Source organism: Paractinoplanes rishiriensis (assembly GCF_016862375.1).
Lineage (GTDB): Bacteria > Actinomycetota > Actinomycetes > Mycobacteriales > Micromonosporaceae > Actinoplanes > Actinoplanes rishiriensis.
The window spans coordinates 1-17,742 of record NZ_BOMV01000091.1 but is presented as its reverse complement, the minus strand read 5'-3'; the positions used below and the strand labels follow the sequence as shown (position 1 = coordinate 17,742).

The window sequence follows — 17,742 nt, the reverse complement described above, 5'->3', positions numbered from 1 at the left end:
ACAGGGTTGCCGCCGGCCGTGACGGAAGAGGCCTATGACGCGATCGCCCGGGACGAGCGCGCGCTACGGCCCGGTGTCGATCGTCTGCTGCGCGAGCTGGGAGCGGATTCGGCTGGTGCCGCGCGTTTCGCTTCCGGTTCGCTTCCCGTGTACGCCGCGGGCACCTGCGTTCTCAAGCTGTTTCCGCAGGTGTATGCGGAGGAGCGGCAGTTCGAGGCCGGGGTGCTGGAGGCCGTTGCCGGCCGGCTGCCGATACCCACCCCGCGGGTGCATGCCACCGGGGAGCGGGACGGCTGGGGCTACGTGCTGATGGACCGGGTCGCCGGGGTGCCGCTGGCCGTGGCCTGGCGCCGGATCAACGTGCTGTCCCGGGACCGGCTGGCCGACGACCTGGGCCGTGCGGTGGCCGCCCTGCACCGGGTGCCGCCGCCCGACCTGGACGACTGGTGGCCGGACGGCTGGGACGCGTTCGTGGCCGCCCAGCGCGCCGGGTGTGCCGGCCGGCAACGGGCTCTCGGCCTGCCCGAGGAGTGGCTGGCCGGCCTGCCCGCGGCGCTCGACGTCGACCTCGGCGCCGGCCCGCCGGTGCTGCTGCACACCGAGTTGATGCGCGACCACCTGTATGTCGAACCCGATCCGGCCGGCGGCTGGCGCTACTCCGGCCTGATCGACTTCGAGCCGGCCATGCCGGGCGCCGCCGAGTACGAGTTCGTCGGCGCCGCGGCGTTCGTGTCCGAAGGGGACGCCCGTTTCCTGGGGCGGATGCTGCGGGCGTACGGCTATCGGGACGAGGACCTCGACGAGGCGTTCCGCGCCCGGATGATGGCGTGGTCGCTACTCCACCTCTACAGCAACATCCCGGCGTGGCTGAAACGCCTGCCGCCGCCGGCCGAGCCGACCTTCCGTTCGCTGGCGGCCCGCTGGTTCGGCACGGGCTGACCGCGGCCCCAGGTGGGCCCCGGTCAGCACCACCACGAGCAGGTCGGCGGCCAGCAGCAGGCGCTCGCCCAGGCCCGCGTAGGGGAGCACCGCGGCGCCGGTGACCAGCGCGGGCAGGTGCGCCAGCCCGTACACCGCGGCCATACCGCCGGCCACCAGCGCGGCCGTCCGCAGCCGCCGGCTCGGTGCCACCAGCAGAGCCACGATCGGGGGTACGGCCACCGCCAGCGGCGCACCCCAGCGGTGCACCACGGTGCTGGTGGTGACCTCGGTGCCGGGCAGGTTCGTCGGGAACACGGCGAGCGCCACCAGCCCGGCCGCCCACAGCCCGAGCAGCACCCGCACCGGTCCGGGCCGGGGCGCGTGCCGGGCCGCGGCGGTCAGGAACCCGGCCGCCGCCACCAGGGCCGCGCACGCCAGGCCGAGCAGCGCCGCCCCGGCCGGCGTCGAGACGGTGTCGCTGAGCATCTGGTGCACGGCGTCCACCGACCCGAACGTGTGCAGGGCGGCGCCCGCCGCGATCGCCACCGCGACCGAGCCGGTCACGCCCGCGCCGGCGGCACCGCTCACGCCGGCACCAGGCGCGCTGCCGGCACTGCCACCTCGCCGTACACCGCCTCGAACGCCGCGACCGTGGCCCCGATGTCGTGCTGCTCGGCGAGGACCCGGCTGCGCTTGCCCATCAGCTCGGCCCGGCTGGGGTCGGACAGCACCGCCACCAGCCGGTCGGCCAGCGCCGCCGGGTCGCCGGGCGGGAACAGGTAGCCGTTGTGGTCGTCGCGCACCAGGTGCGGCAGCGCCGACGCGTCCGCGCCCAGCACCGGCAGGCCGGACGCCATCGCCTCCAGCGAGCGGACTGGTGACTCCGGGATCAAGGGCTTGAGGTGGAGCGCGCTCCAGGTCCTACCGTCGATGGCGACGACAGGAGGACACCCATGGAGAGCAGGGAATTCGGCCGGCTCGGGCGGATCAGCGCGCTGACGCTGGGCGGCGGCGGCATCGCCGGCGTCTGGGGCCGCACCGATCGGGCCGAGGCGGTCGCCACCGTGCGCGCGGCCCTCGACGCCGGCATCACGATGCTGGACCTGGCGCCGAGCTACGGCGTGGACGCCGAGTCGGAGCGGGCCGCGGGTGAGGCGCTGCGCGGGCGCGCGCCGGCCGACGTCATGGTGACCACCAAGGTGGGGCTGCCCGACGACGAGGGGCGCGATTTCGTCCGCCGGATCCGGGAGAGCTTGCGGGCCAGCCTCGAGCGGATCGGGCGGGACCACGTCGACCTGTTCCTGCTGCACAGCCAGATGCGGCCGGACGGCGAGCCGGGGAGCGTGCCGGGGACCGTCTGCTGGCGCGACTACCGGGACGAGATCGTGCCGGAGTTCGAGCGGCTGCGCGACGCCGGCACCATCCGGGCCTGGGGGATGACCTCGGTGGGGCATCCGCAGTGCGTGCTGGATGCGTTCCGGGAGGCACCGCGGCCGGACGCCGGGCAGGTGACGGTCAACGCGCTGGACCTCAACGGGGACATCTGGATGTTCGGCGACCGGGTGCGGCCGGCCACCGACGAGATCATCCGGACCGCCGGCGAGCGCGGGGTCGCGGTGGTCGGCATTCGCGCGGTCGCTGCCGGGTCACTCACCGATGCGTTGGACCGTACGGTGGAACCGTCGCACCCGGCGGCGGTCGACTTCGCCCGGGCCGAGCCGTTCCGGAAACTGGCGGCCGAACTCGGCGAGACCCCCGCGGCCCTGGCCCACCGCTATGCGCTGTCGGTGCCCGGTGTGGCCACGGTGGTGCTGGGCGTCAAGAACCGCACCGAACTGGCCGAGTGCGTGGCGGCCGAAGCGCGCGGGCCGCTCGGCGCCGAGGAACTGGGGGCGATCGCGGCGCTCCGCTGAGCGTTACCGGGCCGGTACCGAACGCTCCGAACTGGACCGTCTCTGGTTGCATCGCATTTGAGGACAACGAAATGCTGCAACCCGAAAGGCACCATCGATGCGCGTCGGTCTGTTCCTCGGTTCCGTTCTTCTCCTTCCCGCCAACGACGTCCGGCACGTCGGCGGGCCGGCCGCGCCGGTCACCGCGTCCCCGTCCGTCGTGGCCCCGGTGCTCAGCAGCGCCCCGTCGACGCCGCCGCCGTCGGTCGCGTCGTCCCGCAGCACCGAGCCGACCCCGGCGACCAGCCGGACCGTCGCGGTGCCGCGGCTCGGGCCGGCCGGCTACGGCGCGCTCAAGCTCGGCATGGGCTACCGGGAGGCGGCCGCCCGAGTCCGAGCCCGCCACATCGGCCGGTTCGAGGCGCGGTCGCTGTTCTCCACCTGGCTGCACGTGGTGATCGCGAACGGCTGCCGGCAGACCTACCGGGCACTGAAGCGGCGGGCCTGGGAGGAGTCGCACGGGGTGCCGCCGCTCGACCGGCCCGACCCGCGCACCACCAGCGTGATCGCCGGCTCCCGGCTGGACTTCCTGGACGCGCTCGACCGGCTCGAGGCGCACCGGCCCGACCTGGTGGCGCCGCTGGTGCTGCGGGACGTCTGCCAGCTGGACTACCGCGAGATCGCCACCCACCTGGGCATCCCGGAGGGCACCGCGAAGTCGCGCATCCACCAGGCCCGCACCGACGTCCGCGGCTATCTGCTGCAGGACGCCCGAACCGGGCGGTGGCCGCGCCGAGACCCACCGACTCGGGCGCGGCCACCGCGGCGGGCTCCGGTGCCGGTGCTTCTAGTTGAACACCACCGGAACCCAGTTCGAGCCGCACAGCCGCACCACCGCGACGGTCTTGGTGACCAGGCGCACCGAGCCCATCCAGGTCTCGTAGACGGTCCTGGTGCGGAAGATGGCGGAGAGTTGACCGCCGGGCAATAGCGTGGCCGGCAGGTACTCGGCGCCGAGATAGCGCGAATTCAGCCATACTTTGATGTACTGCTGCCGGTTCTGAATGCCTTTCTGGAGGTGGATGGTGTGCCGGCCGTCGGTGCTGCGGAGCACAAAATGAGACTGCTGCGGAATCCACGAGGACTCCCGGCAGGACGCCGCCGCGGCCGGTGTGGCGGTGACCGCGGCCCCGCCGAAAGCCAAGGTGGCGGCCAGTACGGCCGCCCCCAACCTCGCTCCGAACCTGTGCATGGCAAGACTTCATCACGCGGGCCGCGCCGGGGCAATGCGGGTAATCCGAAGGGGTGCATGAATGGCGCCGGCGGCCGTGCCGCAAATATCGTCGGAGCGCGAGAAAGGGGCTCCGTTGAAAGCCAAGATAATTGCCCGTACGGCCGCGATTCTCATCCTTCTGGCCGGTGCGCTGTTCGGTGCCGCCCCGGCACAGGCGGCCGGCCCGGTCCGGGTCTGGTTCCAGCCCGGCGCGGACCGGTACACGCCGTCCAACATCTGGTCGTTCGACAGCCGCACCGGCACCGGCTTCCGGCGCGGTTTCATCCCGAGCCTCACCGCCTGGCCGGTGCAGAGCCAGTACCCGTTCAGCTACCGGGTCGACGGCGCCACGGTCACCCTGCGCTGGACCGTCTCCGGCAGCCTGGGCCGGGTCACCACCGTGAACTACGCGTCCGCGACCGACGTCATGCTGGTCAACGTGGACAGCCAGTTGCAGTACTGGTACGGCTGCCGGTCGGCAGGCCGCCCGGCATACGCACAGGCGGCCTGCTGAGTCAGACCGGCAGATTCAGACGGTCAGGGCCTCGCGGACCGCGCCCTCGGCCTCGCGCCCGCCGGCACCCGAGGACGTCACCCGGCCGGCCTCCAGCACGTAATAGCGTTCCGCGGCGGTCAGTGCGAACCCGACGTGCTGCTCGACCAGCAGCACCGACATGCCGCCGCGGGCCGCCACCGCCATGATGGTCTGCTCGATCTCGGCCACCACCGAGGGCTGGATGCCCTCGGTGGGCTCGTCGAGCAGCAGCAGCCGGGGCCGGGTGATCAGCGCCCGGGCGATCGCCAGCTGCTGGCGCTGGCCGCCGGAGAGCAGGCCGGCCCGGCGGCCCATCAGCTCGCGCAGCGCCGGGAACAGGTCGAGCGCCTCGGCCACCGCGGCCCTGCCGTCCCGGCGGCCGTCGGCCACCAGCTGCAGATTTTCCGCGGTGGTCAGGTGCGGGAAGCTCTGCTGACCCTGAGGCACGTACGCCATCCCGCGCGCGACCCGCTGGTGCGGCGCCAGCCGGGTGATGTCCTCGCCGTCCATCCGTATCATGCCGCGCCGCGGCTTGAGCAGGCCGGCCGCGGCGCGCAGCAGGGTGCTCTTGCCGGCGCCGTTGTGGCCCAGCACCGCGGCCACCCCGTCGGTCGGCACCTCCAGGGTGGCGCCGTGCAGGACGATGCTCCGCCCGTAACCGACGTGCACGTCGTCGAACTGCAGCATCAGGCCTCCTTGGCCGCGTGTCCGAGATAGACCTCCTGCACCCGCGGGTCCGCCTGTACCTCGGCGACCGTGCCCTCCGACAGCTTCCGGCCGGCGTGCAGGACGGTGACCGTGCGGGCGAATCGGCGCAGGAAGTCCATGTCGTGTTCGATCACCACCACGGTGCGGTCGGTGGCCAGCCGGCCGAGCAGTTCGCCGGTGGCGTCCCGCTCGGACTGGCTCATCCCGGCCACCGGCTCGTCGAGCAGCAGCAGCCGGGCGTTCTGCACCAGCAGCATGCCGATCTCCAGCCACTGCTTCTGGCCGTGCGCCAGGGTGCCGGCCAGCTTGTCGCTGACCGCGGCCAGCCCGACCGTCTCGAGCGCCTCGGCCACCTCGGGCGGCACCGCCGTCCGCTTGCGCAGCAGGGACAGCGGACTGCGGCTCCAGCCGGCCGCGATGTCCAGGTTCTGCAGGACGGTGAGCTCCTCGAAGACCGCGGCGGTCTGGAACGTCCGGCCGATGCCGAGCCGGGCGATCCGGTGCACCTTGCGGCCGAGCAGCTCGTGACCGTCGAAGGTGACGCTGCCGGTCGCCTTGACCAGGCCGGTGACCGCGTCGACCAGGGTGGTCTTGCCGGCGCCGTTCGGGCCGATGATGAACCGCACGTCGCCGGCCGGCACCGCCAGGTCGACCCCGCCGACCGCCACGAAGCCGTCGAAGACGACCCGCAGGTCCTTGATGGTGAGACCGCTCATGAGGAGCCTCCTGGTGCGGGTCCGGCGGGTACCGGTTCGGGTTCGCGGGCCACCGGCGCCGGCGGCGGCAGCTCGGCGTTCCGGATCCGGCGGCGCCGCCGCATCCGGACCAGCGAGGCGATGCCGCCGGGCAGGAACACGATCGGGAGGATGAACAGCAGGCCCTCGAAGTAGATCCAGGCCGAGGGGGCCCGCTCGGAGAGGGCGGTACGCGCCCAGGCCACGAAGACCGCGCCGAGGGCCGGCCCGACCAGGGTCGCCCGGCCGCCGACCGCCACGCCGACCACGAACTCGATCGACGGCACGATGCCGACCAGCGCCGGCGAGATGATGCCGACGGCCGGCACGAACAGGGCGCCGGCCAGACCGGCCATGCCCGCCGCCACCACGTACGCGAATAGCTTGACGTTGGCCGGGTCGTAGCCGAGGAACCGCACCCGCTCCTCGCCGTCGCGGACCGCCACCAGCAGTTCGCCGTACCGGCTGCGCATCAGCTGCCAGGCGATGCCGAGCATGGCCAGCAGCGAGCCGGCCACGATGAAGTAGATCATCTTGCGGTTCACCGGGTCGTTCAGGTCGTAGCCGAAGAAGCCCTGGATGTCGGTGAGGCCGTTGGTGCCGCCGGTGGTGCCCTGCTGGCCGATCAGCAGGATGGCCATGGCCGCGGCGAGCGCCTGGGACAGGATCGCGAAGTACGCGCCGCGCACCCGGCGCCGGAAGATCAGCAGGCCCAGCAGCAGTGCCACGAGCATCGGCAACACGACCGTGGCGACCAGCGCGAAGACCGGGTTGGCGAACGGGCGCCACCACCACGGGAGCGCGTCGAGTTGCCCGTACAGCTGCATGAAATCCGGCAGATTGCCGGGACCCGCGTCGGCCAGCTTGAGATGCATGGCCATCGCGTAGCCGCCGAGACCGAAGAACACGCCCTGGCCGAGGGCGAGCATGCCGCCGCGGCCCCAGGCCAGGCCGATGCCGACCGCCACGATGGCCATGCAGAGGTATTTGGCGAGCAGGTTGAGCCGGAAGTCGCCGAGGAGGAGAGGCGCGATCGCGAAGAGGACGACCGCGGTGGCCCCGAAGCCGGCCAGGGCCCGCAGTCCGGTCCCCGGCCCGAAACGTTTGCTCATGCGAGGCTCCTGGTCCGCAGCGTGAACAGGCCCTGCGGCCGCCACTGGAGGAACACGACGATGGCGATGAAGACGATGACGCTCGCGACGCTGACCGTGGTGGTGTACTCCACCATGGACTGCAGGATGCCCAGCGCGAACGCCACGATCACGGTGCCCTTGAGCTGGGCGATGCCGCCGACGACCACGACCAGGAACGCGTTCACGATGATGTTGGTGCCCATCGTGGGTCCGATCGGGCCGATCAGGGTGAGCGCCACCCCGGCGATGCCGGCCAGGCCGGAACCGATGAAGAAGGTGAGCCGGTCGACCTTCGGGGTGGCCAGGCCGGAGACGGCGGCCAGGTCGCGGTTCTGCACCACGGCGCGGATCCGGCGGCCCAGCGGGGTGGTGCGCAGCACGACGGTCAGCACCGCGACCGCGCCCAGCGCCAGCACCAGGATGAAGACCCGGCTGCTGGCGATCACCAGGCCGCCGGGCAGTTCGATGCTGCCGGTCAGGAAGTCGGGGGCCTTGGTCTGCACGTTGGGTGCGCCGAAGATGTCCCGGGCGGCCTGCTGCAGGAGCAGGGCCACACCCCAGGTGACCAGCAGAGTGTCCAGCGGGCGCCCGTACAGCCGGCGGATCAGCAGTACCTCCAGCAGCACACCCATGGCCCCGGCGATCACGAAGGCGACCGGCAGGGCGATGAGCAGGGACGCACCGGCGTTGGTGAACACCTGCTGGAGCACGTACACGGTGTAGGCCCCGGCCATGATGAACTCGCCGTGCGCCATGTTGATCACGTTCATCTGACCGAAGGTCAGCGACAGCCCCAGGGCGATGAGCAGCAGCACCGCGCCGATGCTCACGCCGGTGAAGAGTTGACTGAAGAGGACCGTCACAAGCGTGCCCTTCCGGCGATACGGGGTGGCGGCCCGTTGTCCGGCCCGCCACCCGTGTTGATCAGGACAGTCCGGTGGCCCAGGAGTAGCTCTTCAGGTACGGGTCCGGCTTGATCGGCTCGCCGGAGTTCCAGACCTCCTTGATCAGGCCGTCGTCACCGATCTTGCCGATCCGGGCGGTCTTGAAGACGTGCTGCGTGGCGCCGTCCACGGTGACCAGACCCTCGGGGGCGTCGAACGTGATACCGCCGGCCGCGGAGGCCGCCTTGACCTTCTCGACCTCGAACGACTGCGCCTTCTCGACCATCGCCTTCCACAGGTAGACCGAGGTGTAGGCGGCCTCCATCGGGTCGCTGGTCGGCTTGTCGGCGCCGTACTTGTCCTTGTACGCCTTGACGAACTTCTCGTTCGCGGCGCCCGGCGTGGTCTGGTAGTAGTTCCAGGCCGTGAGCTGGCCGGCCAGGTACTGCGTGCCGATGCTCTTGACCTCTTCCTCGGCGATCGACACCGAGACCACCGGCATGCCGTCCGCGGTCAGGCCGGCCGACTTGTACTCCTTGAAGAAGGCCACGTTGCTGTCGCCGTTCAGGGTGTTGAAGACCGCGCTGGCGCCGGACGCCTTCACCTTGTTGACGATCGTGGAGAACTCCGTCGAGCCGAGCGGCGCGTAGTCCTCGCCCAGCACCTTCATGCCGTTCGCCGCCGCGTACGCCTTAATGATCTTGTTGGCGGTGCGCGGGAACACGTAGTCGCTGCCGACCAGGTAGACCGACGTCTTGCCCTGCGCCTTGAGGTAGTCGAGGCCGGGGACGATCTGCTGGTTGGTGGTCGCGCCGGTGTAGTAGATGTACGGCGACTGCTCGAGTCCCTCGTACTGCACCGGATAGAACAGCAGCGCCTTGTTCTTTTCGAAGACCGGCTTGACCGCCTTGCGGCTGGCCGACGTCCAGCAGCCGAAGATCGCGGCGACCTTGTCCTGGCTGATCAGCTTCTGCGATTTCTCGGCGAAGGTGGGCCAGTCCGACGCGCCGTCCTCGCTGACCGGCGTGATCTGCTTACCGAGTACGCCACCGGCCGCGTTGATCTCGTCGATCGCCAGCTTGAGGGCGTCCCGGACGGTGACCTCGCTGATCGCCATCGTGCCGGAGAGCGAGTTGAGCAGGCCGACCTTGACGGTGGGTCCGGCGGTGTCGACCACCGCGCCGGCAGCGGAGGCACTTCCAGTCTCGCCGGTCTTGGCCCCGCAGGCGGTCAGGGCGGCAGCGGTGATCGCCGCCACGACGACGGCCGCGACCCGGCGTCGGAGAATCTTGGACATGAAACCTCCTTGCTCCGTTACCGGAGCATCTTCGGGGGAATTCGGTATTGACCGCTACGAATAGAAAATGGCAGCGAAACGGCGCCCCTCGGCGGTTCTCGCCCGGGTCGCACCGCCGACCAGGCAACAATGCCGGTCGATGGGGTACGCACAGTCTCCGAGCACCCGATTTCCGGTCTGTTTCGGAAGGCTTAATTAATCGTTTCCGTCGACAATCGATGGACCGTCCGGGAAAACGAAAAAGCCGACCTCAAAGGGGTCGGCACGAATTGCGGGAAGGCGGCGATTACTTCCTCGTGGAAGTATCCTCGATGGAGGAGAGCCGGTCTGTCAAGGCAGCTGGGCCACGACGTCGAACTCCACCCCGCGGGCCTGCGCCAGGTAGATCCGCTGGCGCACGTGGCGCTCGTGCAGGCGGAGCAGGCCGCGCGGGCCCTCATAGGACACCGACTCGGCGCTCGCCCCGATCTCCCGTACGTCCAGGGTCCGGGCCCGCTCGATCAGCGCGGCCAGCAGCAGCACACCCTCGTAACAGGACTCGCCGAGGCTGCCCAGCGGCGGTGCCTCGGGGCCGAACCGGGCGGCGTAGCGGCCGTGGAAGTCCAGATTCTCCGGGGTGACCATGGCGGCGAAGAAACCGGCCGTGCTGTACAGGTCACGTGCGGCCGCGGCGCCGCCGGCCAGCAGCATGTTCTCGTCCATCAGGGTGCTGAGCCGCACGCAGCGGGCGTCCAGGCCGGCCCGGGCGAAGGACCGGTTGAACCGCACCGCGTCGTTGCCGACCAGCAGCATGAGGACGGCGTCCGCGTCGGATTCGGCGATCCGGCGCAGCACCGGGCCGAAGTCGTGGGTGCCGAGTGGCAGGAACGTCTCGCCGGCGATCCGCACGTTGTTCGCGGTCGCGTAGCGCCGGACCGCCCGCGCGGTGCGCCGCGGCCAGACGTAGTCGTTGCCGACCACGAACCAGCGGCGCAGCCCGCGCTCGGCGGCCAGCAGCCGCATCGCCGGGAACAGCTGGCGGTCCGGGGTCTCGCTGGTGAGGAACACGCCCTCGGTGCGCTCGCCGCCCTCGTAGAGCGCGGTGTAGACGTACGGCACCCGGTCGGCGATCCGCGGCGCGATGGCTTGGCGTACCGACGAGATGTGCCAGCCGGTCACCCCCTGCACCGCGCCCAGCGAGACCAGCGCCGCCACCTCGGACGCCACCCGCTGCGGCGCCGCGCCACCGTCCACCGGCAGCAGCACCAGCTCCTTGCCGAGAACGCCGCCGGCCGCGTTGACCTCCTCGCCGGCAAGCTGCGCGCACAGCTCGGCACTCGGCCCGAAGATGCCGGCCGGCCCGCTCAACGGCACCACCAGCGCCACCCGGACCGCGTCCGCGCTCAGATCGAGCAACTCCGGGCGGGTCATGGCCGGTAGCATGGCAGCACCCACGGGGATCTAGGGAGCGCTATGCGTCGATCCGCGGACCTGATGCAGTTGCTGACCCGAGCTGAGCGCCTCCTGGCCCGCAGGCTCGCAGCCATCCTCGAGACCGAGGGCCACAGCCTCGACACCTGGCGGGTGCTGACCCTGCTCGCCGACGGCCGCGGGCACTTCATGACCGAGCTGGCCGACCAGGCGTTCCTGCCGCCGGCCAGCCTCACCCGGCTGGTCGACCACCTGGTCGAGGACAATTTGCTGTACCGCCGCGTCGACGACGTGGACCGGCGCCGCATCCGGGCCTACCTCACGCCCCGCGGCCTGCGGCTCTATCAGCGGGTCGGCCGCGAGGTGCAGGACAGCCTGGCCGGCCTGCCGGTCGACGAGGACGACACGGCCCGGCTCGAGGGACTGCTCACCGCCCTGATCGACGGCCTCGGGGGTCACTCAAGGGCGGCGGTCACAGTACTGTAGGTGACCGTGGCGGAGCTCTATTCTCGACGGTCGTTCCTGGCCGGCGTGCTCACCGCGGGGATGCTGTCGACCTCCGCGGGATATTTGTTCACCCGGCAGGAGTCGATCACCCTCACCCTGGCCACCGGCGACGACGACACCGGCGGCCGGGACCTGCTGATCACCATGTGGAACAAGCTGAACCCGCGCACCCAGATCGTGGTGCGCGAGGTCAACAGCTCCACCCAGGACCAGTTCCAGCTGTTCAGCCAGACCCGGGCGGACATCTTCAACCTGGACGCCATCCACATCCCGAAGTTCCGGGCGGCCGGCCGGATCGTGCCGTTCGACCCCGGCAACGACATCACGCTGCTGGCCCCGGTGCGGCGACTCTGCCAGCAGGAGGGCACCGACAAGCTGTGGGCGGTCCCGTTCAACACGGACGTCGGCATGCTCTACCGCCGGGTCACCGACAAGCGGCTGGCCGAACCCGAGCCGTCTCTGGTGTCGGTACTGCGGCGTCCAGGCACGCTCAGCCTGGCCGGGCAACTCGACACGGTCGGCACCCAGACCGACGAGGCGTTCGTGTGCAACGTGCTGGAACACGCGCTGGCCCAGGACGACGCGATCCTGGATGAGAACGGGGTGCTCTCGTACGGGCTGGGCCAGTGGCGCAACGCACTGGCCCCGCTGGCCGAGGCGGTGCAGCGCCGCCGGCTGGTCACCGCGGCCGGCGAGGACGACACCACCCGGGCGTTCCAGCGCGACAACCTGCGCTACATGCGCAACTGGCCGGTCGACTTCCCCGCGGTGGACCGCGCCGAACGCGCCGAGACGCACACCGCCGAGATCCGCCTGGGCCGCCTGCCGGTAGGCATCCTGGGCGGCCAGAGCCTGGCCATAGCCGCCGACAGCGAACACCGGGCCGAGGCCGAACGAGTCATCCACTTCCTCACCGACACACCCGCGCAAAAACTGCTGGCCACCTACGGCTTCGCCCCCACCGGCGTCGACGCCTACATCGACGCCGATCTCCAGGCCGCACTGCCACACCTCAACATGATCCGGTACGCCGTGGAAGGCTCCCGCCCCCGCCCGATGCACCCCGACTACGCCGATTTCTCCCGCCGTTTCGCCGACCACACGAGGCGCTACCTGCACGCCAACGAGCAGTTGACCCAGCGCTTCATCCAGGACATCCAGGAGGCGCTGCGATGACGGGCTGGGACATCGAGGCCTGGCAGTTGTCCATCCTGGTGACGGCCGCAATAATCCTGGTGGAGACAGCGGTGAACGCCCTGCTGCGCCGCCGCCTGAGCATCGCGGTACACCGCCACTTCCGAACCGGCGCCCTGGCCGCCCTGCTGATCCTCACCGTGATCGTCTTCGTGACAGCCCTGGGCCCGTCCCTGGCCGACGAACTCTCCAGCGTCGCCGCGGCCGTCGCTGCGGTGGTGGCGCTGTGGCTGACCTATCGCTCTTACCATTCCCCAAGAGACAAAAACCTTGGCGGTACGGCCGCCCCGGCGTCCCCTGACACACCGCCGCCCTCCGCCCAGCGCATCCTTGCACCGCCCACCCCACCGGACGCCGGGCCACCCGAGCCAGACCACACACAGCCCGTCCCATCACCGACCGCCACGACGGCCGTCCCGCCGGGCGCTGCGTCGGCTGGCCCGCCGGCTGCCGCGCCGGGCGCTTCGCAGGCCGCTGCTCCGGCTGTTCCGCCGGTGCCCCGCCCGAGGTCGATCGCTCCCGCCCAGCGGCTCCGCCGGCTACTCCTCGGCCGAAAGTCCCAACGACGCGGCTGACCCGCCCCCGAACTCTCGCCTCGACGCCCCGTTCCTGCTGAGCGAACGCGCCGACGATCGACGGGACGCCCCTCCTGGCTCCGCTGCCCTCGGTGATGGCGTCAAGGTCACTGGGGGCGGCGGGGCGGCCGGGAAAGAGATCTTGGCGCTGCGGGTGATGGTTCGGCGTGGGAAAAAGTTGCGTCGGTGGGTGCGGGATTGGATCGTGCTCCAGAATCGGCAGTATGGGTGATTTGCGGATTGTGGTTTGTGGCGGGGCGGTCGCTGCGGGGGTTGGGCGGCTCATTGACGAAGCGGTTGGGCGCGGGTGGTCGGTGGATGTTACGGCTACCCAGAGTGCGCTGGATTTTCTCGACTCGGCGGAGATTGCCCGGGCCAGTGGGAAACCCGTGCGGACCGTGTACAAGTTTGCGCCGGACGGGAGCCGGGTGTCGCCGCCCGCGGATGCGCTCATCGTGGCGCCGGCCACCTACAACACGATCAACAAGTTGGCGCTCGGGATTGCGGACACCTATCCGCTCAGTTCGGTGGCCGAGGCCATCGGGCGTGGGGTGCCGACCGTGATCGTGCCGGCCGTGAACACCGCGCTGGCTGCGCGGCATCCGTTTCAGCGGGCGATCGCGTCGCTCCGGGATGAGGGCGTACGCGTGCTCTTTGGTCCTTCGGACAACTGGGAACCGCTGCCGCCGGGGCAGAACGGTGACCCCAACAGGTTCCCGTGGCGGCGGGCGCTGGACCTCGCCGAAAGTTTGACAACTGTGGACACCCGCGTTCCGATGAGGTCATGACGCGACGGGCGCTGGGATTCTTCGCGGTTACCGTATTGGCCATGACCGGCTGGGGTGCGCGGGCGGAAGCGGGGGACCCGATCGGACGCCAGGTCGCGGCCATGTCGCTGGCCGAGAAGGTCGGGCAGATGGTGGTCTCGTACGTCTACGGCGAGAGCGCCATCCAGCCCGGCGCGGCGGACGCCGCGGCCAACCAGGCCATGTACGGCGCCGACGTGAGCACCGGCGCGCAGGCCGTCGCGAAATACCACCTCGGCGGCGTCATCTACTTCACCTGGAGCCGCAACCTCGCCAACCCGGCCCAGATCGCCGCCCTCTCCAACGGTCTGCAGGCCGCATCCCGCATTCCGCTGCAGATCAGCACCGACCAGGAGGGCGGGGTCGTCAACCGGATCGGCGCGCCGCTGGCCGTCTCGCCGGGCAACATGGCGCTCGGCGCGACGTTCGACCCCGCGACCGCCGAGGCCGCGGCACGGGTGAGCGGCACCGAACTGATGGCCCTGGGCATCAACACCGTCCACGCCCCGGTCGTCGACGTGAACACGAACCCGAGGAACGCGGCCGACGGCGTCCGAGCCTTCAGCGACCGCACCCGCCATGTCTCCAATTTCGCCGGTCAGGCTATAAAAGGGTACAAGTCGGCGAGGATCGCGGCGCAAGCCAAACACTTCCCCGGCCTCGGCGACACGACCGTCAACACCGACAACGGCGTGGCGATCACCCACGAGACCCGGCAGCAGATCCTGGCGACCCACGTTCCGCCGTTCCAGACGGCGATCCGGGCCGGCGCCGAAGCGATCATGGCCGCCCACATCGTCGCCCCCGCGCTCGACCCGTCGAACAGGCCCGCCAGCCTGTCCCGCCCGATCGTCACCGGCCTGCTCCGCGAACAACTCGGCTTCAACGGCGTGGTGATCACCGACGCGCTCGACGCCGCGGCCCTCGACGATTACCCCGAGGACCAGGTCGTCCTGGACGCGGTCAACGCCGGCGTCGATCAACTGCTGATGCCCCGCAACGTGCCGCACGCCATCCAGACCCTGCTCGACGCCGTCGCCGCCGGGACCGTCAGCGAGCGCCGCCTCGACCAGTCCGTCCGCCGCATCCTCAAGGCCAAGACCAACATCGAGAGGTACGCGCCGGAGCAGCCCACCGTCGGTACGCCCGCACACCAGCAGGTGATGGCCGACGCCGCGGCCCGCTCGATCACCCTGCTCCGCGACCGGGACCTGCCCTTGATTCCCGGCCAGCACGTCCTGGTCACCGGCTGGGGCGTCAGCACCACCACCAACCTGGCCGCCGCCCTCGGCGCCACCCGCCTCTACACCGGCTCACCCACCCCGGAGCTGATCGCCCAGGCCGTCACCGCCGCCCGCGCCGCCGACGTCACCGTCGTCACCACCTTCAACGCCTGGTCCGACACCGCCCAGCAGAACCTGGTCGCGGCGCTGCTGGACACCGGTAAGCCGATCGTGGTCGCGGCGGTCGGCGCCCCGTACGACATCGCCTCTTTCCCGCAAGCCACCACCTACCTGGCGGCATACGGCTATCAGCCGGTCACCGTGACCGCGCTGGCCCGGGTGCTGCGCGGCGAGGCAACCGCGCCGGGCCGGCTGCCGGTCACGGTCGAGGGATTCTTCAAGTACGGCGACGGTCAGCCGACATCCCGCTAGGCCACCGGCGCCGCACCGCCTAGCCTGACGGGCGATGGACCTGCTGGAACGCTCGGACGAGCTCGCCACCCTGGACCGCCTGCTCGCCGAGTGCGCCGCCGGCGGCCGGGTCGCGCTGGTCAGCGGCGAGGCCGGCGCCGGCAAGTCCAGCCTCGCCACCGCGTTCGCCCGCGCCGCCGGCCCCCGCGCCCAGGTGCTGTGGGGTGCCTGCGACCCGCTGCTCACCCCCCGCGCGCTCGGCCCGCTGCACGACATCGCCCGCGGTCTCGGCGGCCGGCTGCGCGAGGTGCTGCGCGACCGGCAGACCGGTGGCCCGCGCGGTGAGGTGTTCGACCTGTTCCTCGAGGCGCTGGACCGGCCGCCGCAGGCCGCCCGCCCGGTGGTCGTCCTCGAGGATCTGCACTGGGCCGACGAGGCCACGCTCGACATGGTCGCCTTCGTCGGCCGCCGGCTCGCGCTGTGCCGGGCCCTGCTGCTGCTCACCTACCGCGACGAGGAGATCGGCCCCGATCACCGGCTGCGCGCCGTGCTGGCCGGGCTGCCGCGCGGTCTGGCTCGCCGGGTCAGCCTGCCACCGCTGTCCCGGCAGGCGGTCGCCGAGCTGGCCCAGCGCGCGGGCCGGTCCTCGCCGGACGTGTACGCGGTGACCGGCGGCAACCCGTTGCTGGTCAGTGAGGTGCTGGCGGCGCCGGCCGAGGGGGTGCCGCCGACCGTCCGGGATCTGGTGCTGTCCCGGCTGGCCACGCTGAGCGAACCGGCCCGTGAGCTGGCCCGGCTGGTCTCGGTGGTGCCCGCGCAGGCGCCGGTCGACCTGCTCGGCGACCGCCTCGCCGCGGTCGACGAGTGTCTCGCGGCGGGCATGCTCGCCGCCGCCGGCGACGGCGTCGCCTTCCGGCACGAACTCCTGCGCCTGGCGGTGGAGGAGTCCCTTTCGCCGGTACGCCGGGTGGCCCTGCACGCCGAAGTCCTGGCCGCGCTCGCCGGCCACGAGGGGGTCGACCCGGCCCGGCTCGTGCACCACGCCCACCACGCGGGCGACGCCGCGGCCGTGCTGCACTGGGCGCCGGTGGCCGCCGAACGCGCGGCCGCGCTGGGCGCCTACCGTCAGGCCGCGGCGCACTACGCGGTGGCCGTCCCGCTGGCCGCCGACCGCCCGGCGGGGGAGCGGGCCGAACTGCTGGCGGCGTACTCGCTGGCCGGTTATCACGGCGGCCTGGACAGCGCCGAAGTGCTGGCCGCCCGGGAGGCCGCGCTGACGCTCCGCACCGAACTGGGCGACCCGGTGCGGATCGGCGAGGACCTGCGCTGGGCGTCCCGGCTGAGCTGGTGGCACGGCCGCACCGACGAGGCGTGGCGGCACGGGCACCGGGCCGTCGAGGTGCTGGAGACCGCGCCGCCCGGCCCCGAGCTGGCCGCCGCGTACAGCAATCTCTCCCAGCTTTTCATGCTCGCCATCGACTACCCGGCGGCGATCGGCTGGGGCACCCGCGCGGTCGAGCTGGCCCGCCGGATCGGCGACCTGAACGCCGAGCTGCACGCGCTGGTCAACATCGCCACCAGCCGCCAGCACCAGGGCGATCCGACCGGCGCCGAGGAACTGCGCCGGCTGCACGACCGGGCGGCCGCCGCGGGCCTCGACGACCACGCCGCCCGCGCCCTGGTCAACCTCGCCACGGTGGCCGCCGACCAGTACGACTTCGACCTCGCCGAGAGCGTCATGGAGCGGACCGTGCCGTTCCTGGTGAGCCGAGACCTGGACGGCTATCTGCGGCACCTGCTCGGCCACCGGGCCCGGGTCGAGCTGATCCGCGGCGACTGGCCGGCGGCCCGCGCCGACGTGGGCCAGGCGCTGGCGGGTCCGATGACCGGCGCCGGCCAGGTGCCGGCTTTGGCGGTACGCGCGACGCTGCGCGCCCGCCTCGGCGAGGAGGACGCGTACGCAGACGCCCGCCTGGCGGCAGACCTGGGTTACCGGATCGGCGAGATCCAGTTCGCCGGCCCGGCAGCCATCGCCCTGGCCGAGATCCACTGGCTGGACGGCGACGTGGAGCTGGCGGCCGAGGAGGCCCGGCGCGGGCTGGCCCTCGCGGATCGGGTCGGCCACCGGTGGTTCCGCAGCGAGCTGGCGTTCTGGTTGTGGCGTTGCGGCGGCGATCCGCGAAACGCGGAGGGCACGCCTTATGAGCTGCTGATCGCGGGGGAATGGCGGGCCGCCGCC

General features: G+C 71.7%; 18 protein-coding genes. 10 read left to right on the top strand and 8 right to left on the bottom strand.

The window, feature by feature from the left end:
* The first annotated feature begins 18 nt into the window (after positions 1-18).
* Positions 19-939, top strand: a complete 921-nt coding sequence (locus Ari01nite_RS41240) for an aminoglycoside phosphotransferase family protein (RefSeq protein WP_203788998.1) — start codon at positions 19-21, stop codon at positions 937-939.
* Here the strand turns inward: Ari01nite_RS41240 and Ari01nite_RS41235 are convergent.
* Entirely contained in the window at positions 835-1,509 is a 675-nt protein-coding gene (locus Ari01nite_RS41235; RefSeq protein WP_203788996.1) for a DUF998 domain-containing protein, read from the bottom strand. The genes Ari01nite_RS41240 and Ari01nite_RS41235 overlap by 105 nt on opposite strands.
* Positions 1,506-1,814 carry a glycosyltransferase gene (locus Ari01nite_RS41230; protein ID WP_275410925.1) on the bottom strand — a complete coding sequence of 103 codons (309 nt, stop codon included), beginning with the start codon at positions 1,812-1,814 and terminating at the stop codon, positions 1,506-1,508. The genes Ari01nite_RS41235 and Ari01nite_RS41230 overlap by 4 nt, the downstream gene beginning before the upstream one ends.
* Positions 1,815-1,874: 60 nt before the next feature.
* Here Ari01nite_RS41230 and Ari01nite_RS41225 point away from each other — a divergent pair, with 60 nt between their 5' ends.
* The 3 genes from Ari01nite_RS41225 (at position 1,875) to Ari01nite_RS41215 (ending at position 4,600) form a co-directional block, all read left to right on the top strand.
* Positions 1,875-2,834, top strand: coding sequence for an aldo/keto reductase (locus Ari01nite_RS41225; RefSeq protein ID WP_203788992.1), 960 nt, complete (start codon positions 1,875-1,877; stop codon positions 2,832-2,834).
* 97 nt (positions 2,835-2,931) lie between these two features.
* Positions 2,932-3,804 (top strand): RNA polymerase sigma factor, encoded by an 873-nt coding sequence (locus tag Ari01nite_RS41220; RefSeq protein ID WP_239163458.1) that lies wholly within the window; start codon positions 2,932-2,934, stop codon positions 3,802-3,804.
* 376 nt (positions 3,805-4,180) lie between these two features.
* Positions 4,181-4,600 (top strand): hypothetical protein, encoded by a 420-nt coding sequence (locus Ari01nite_RS41215; RefSeq protein WP_203788990.1) that lies wholly within the window; start codon positions 4,181-4,183, stop codon positions 4,598-4,600.
* 15 nt (positions 4,601-4,615) lie between these two features.
* Here Ari01nite_RS41215 and urtE read toward each other — a convergent pair whose 3' ends face one another.
* The 6 genes from urtE to Ari01nite_RS41185 all read right to left on the bottom strand — a co-directional run bounded on the left by urtE (position 4,616) and on the right by Ari01nite_RS41185 (position 10,787).
* Positions 4,616-5,308 (bottom strand): urea ABC transporter ATP-binding subunit UrtE, encoded by a 693-nt coding sequence (urtE, locus tag Ari01nite_RS41210; RefSeq protein ID WP_203788988.1) that lies wholly within the window; start codon positions 5,306-5,308, stop codon positions 4,616-4,618.
* Entirely contained in the window at positions 5,308-6,045 is a 738-nt protein-coding gene (urtD, locus tag Ari01nite_RS41205) for an urea ABC transporter ATP-binding protein UrtD (protein WP_203788986.1), read from the bottom strand. The genes urtE and urtD overlap by 1 nt, the downstream gene beginning before the upstream one ends.
* Positions 6,042-7,175 carry an urea ABC transporter permease subunit UrtC gene (urtC, locus tag Ari01nite_RS41200; RefSeq protein ID WP_203788984.1) on the bottom strand — a complete coding sequence of 378 codons (1,134 nt, stop codon included), beginning with the start codon at positions 7,173-7,175 and terminating at the stop codon, positions 6,042-6,044. The genes urtD and urtC overlap by 4 nt, the downstream gene beginning before the upstream one ends.
* Positions 7,172-8,059 (bottom strand): urea ABC transporter permease subunit UrtB, encoded by an 888-nt coding sequence (urtB, locus tag Ari01nite_RS41195; RefSeq protein ID WP_203788982.1) that lies wholly within the window; start codon positions 8,057-8,059, stop codon positions 7,172-7,174. Before urtB ends, urtC begins: the two co-directional genes overlap by 4 nt.
* A gap of 61 nt (positions 8,060-8,120) precedes the next feature.
* Positions 8,121-9,377 (bottom strand): urea ABC transporter substrate-binding protein, encoded by a 1,257-nt coding sequence (gene urtA, locus Ari01nite_RS41190; protein ID WP_203788980.1) that lies wholly within the window; start codon positions 9,375-9,377, stop codon positions 8,121-8,123.
* A 330-nt stretch (positions 9,378-9,707) separates the two neighbouring features.
* Positions 9,708-10,787, bottom strand: a complete 1,080-nt coding sequence (locus Ari01nite_RS41185) for a substrate-binding domain-containing protein (protein WP_203788978.1) — start codon at positions 10,785-10,787, stop codon at positions 9,708-9,710.
* Positions 10,788-10,829: 42 nt separating this feature from the next.
* On the opposite strand from Ari01nite_RS41185, the gene Ari01nite_RS41180 reads away from it, so the two are divergent.
* The 6 genes from Ari01nite_RS41180 to Ari01nite_RS41155 form a co-directional block, all read left to right on the top strand.
* Positions 10,830-11,273 carry a MarR family winged helix-turn-helix transcriptional regulator gene (locus Ari01nite_RS41180; RefSeq protein ID WP_203788976.1) on the top strand — a complete coding sequence of 148 codons (444 nt, stop codon included), beginning with the start codon at positions 10,830-10,832 and terminating at the stop codon, positions 11,271-11,273.
* Entirely contained in the window at positions 11,274-12,470 is a 1,197-nt protein-coding gene (locus Ari01nite_RS41175) for an extracellular solute-binding protein (RefSeq protein ID WP_239163457.1), read from the top strand.
* On the top strand, positions 12,467-13,063 hold the full coding sequence (locus Ari01nite_RS41170) for a hypothetical protein (RefSeq protein WP_203788974.1): 597 nt from the start codon (positions 12,467-12,469) through the stop codon (positions 13,061-13,063). The genes Ari01nite_RS41175 and Ari01nite_RS41170 overlap by 4 nt, the downstream gene beginning before the upstream one ends.
* A 224-nt stretch (positions 13,064-13,287) precedes the next feature.
* Positions 13,288-13,851, top strand: a complete 564-nt coding sequence (locus Ari01nite_RS41165; protein WP_203788972.1) for a flavoprotein — start codon at positions 13,288-13,290, stop codon at positions 13,849-13,851.
* A complete protein-coding gene (locus Ari01nite_RS41160) occupies positions 13,848-15,524 on the top strand; it encodes a glycoside hydrolase family 3 protein (protein ID WP_203788970.1) in 1,677 nt (558 codons plus the stop codon). Before Ari01nite_RS41165 ends, Ari01nite_RS41160 begins: the two co-directional genes overlap by 4 nt.
* Positions 15,525-15,558: 34 nt before the next feature.
* On the top strand, positions 15,559-17,742 hold a 2,184-nt coding region (locus tag Ari01nite_RS41155; RefSeq protein ID WP_203788969.1), incomplete at its 3' end, for an ATP-binding protein.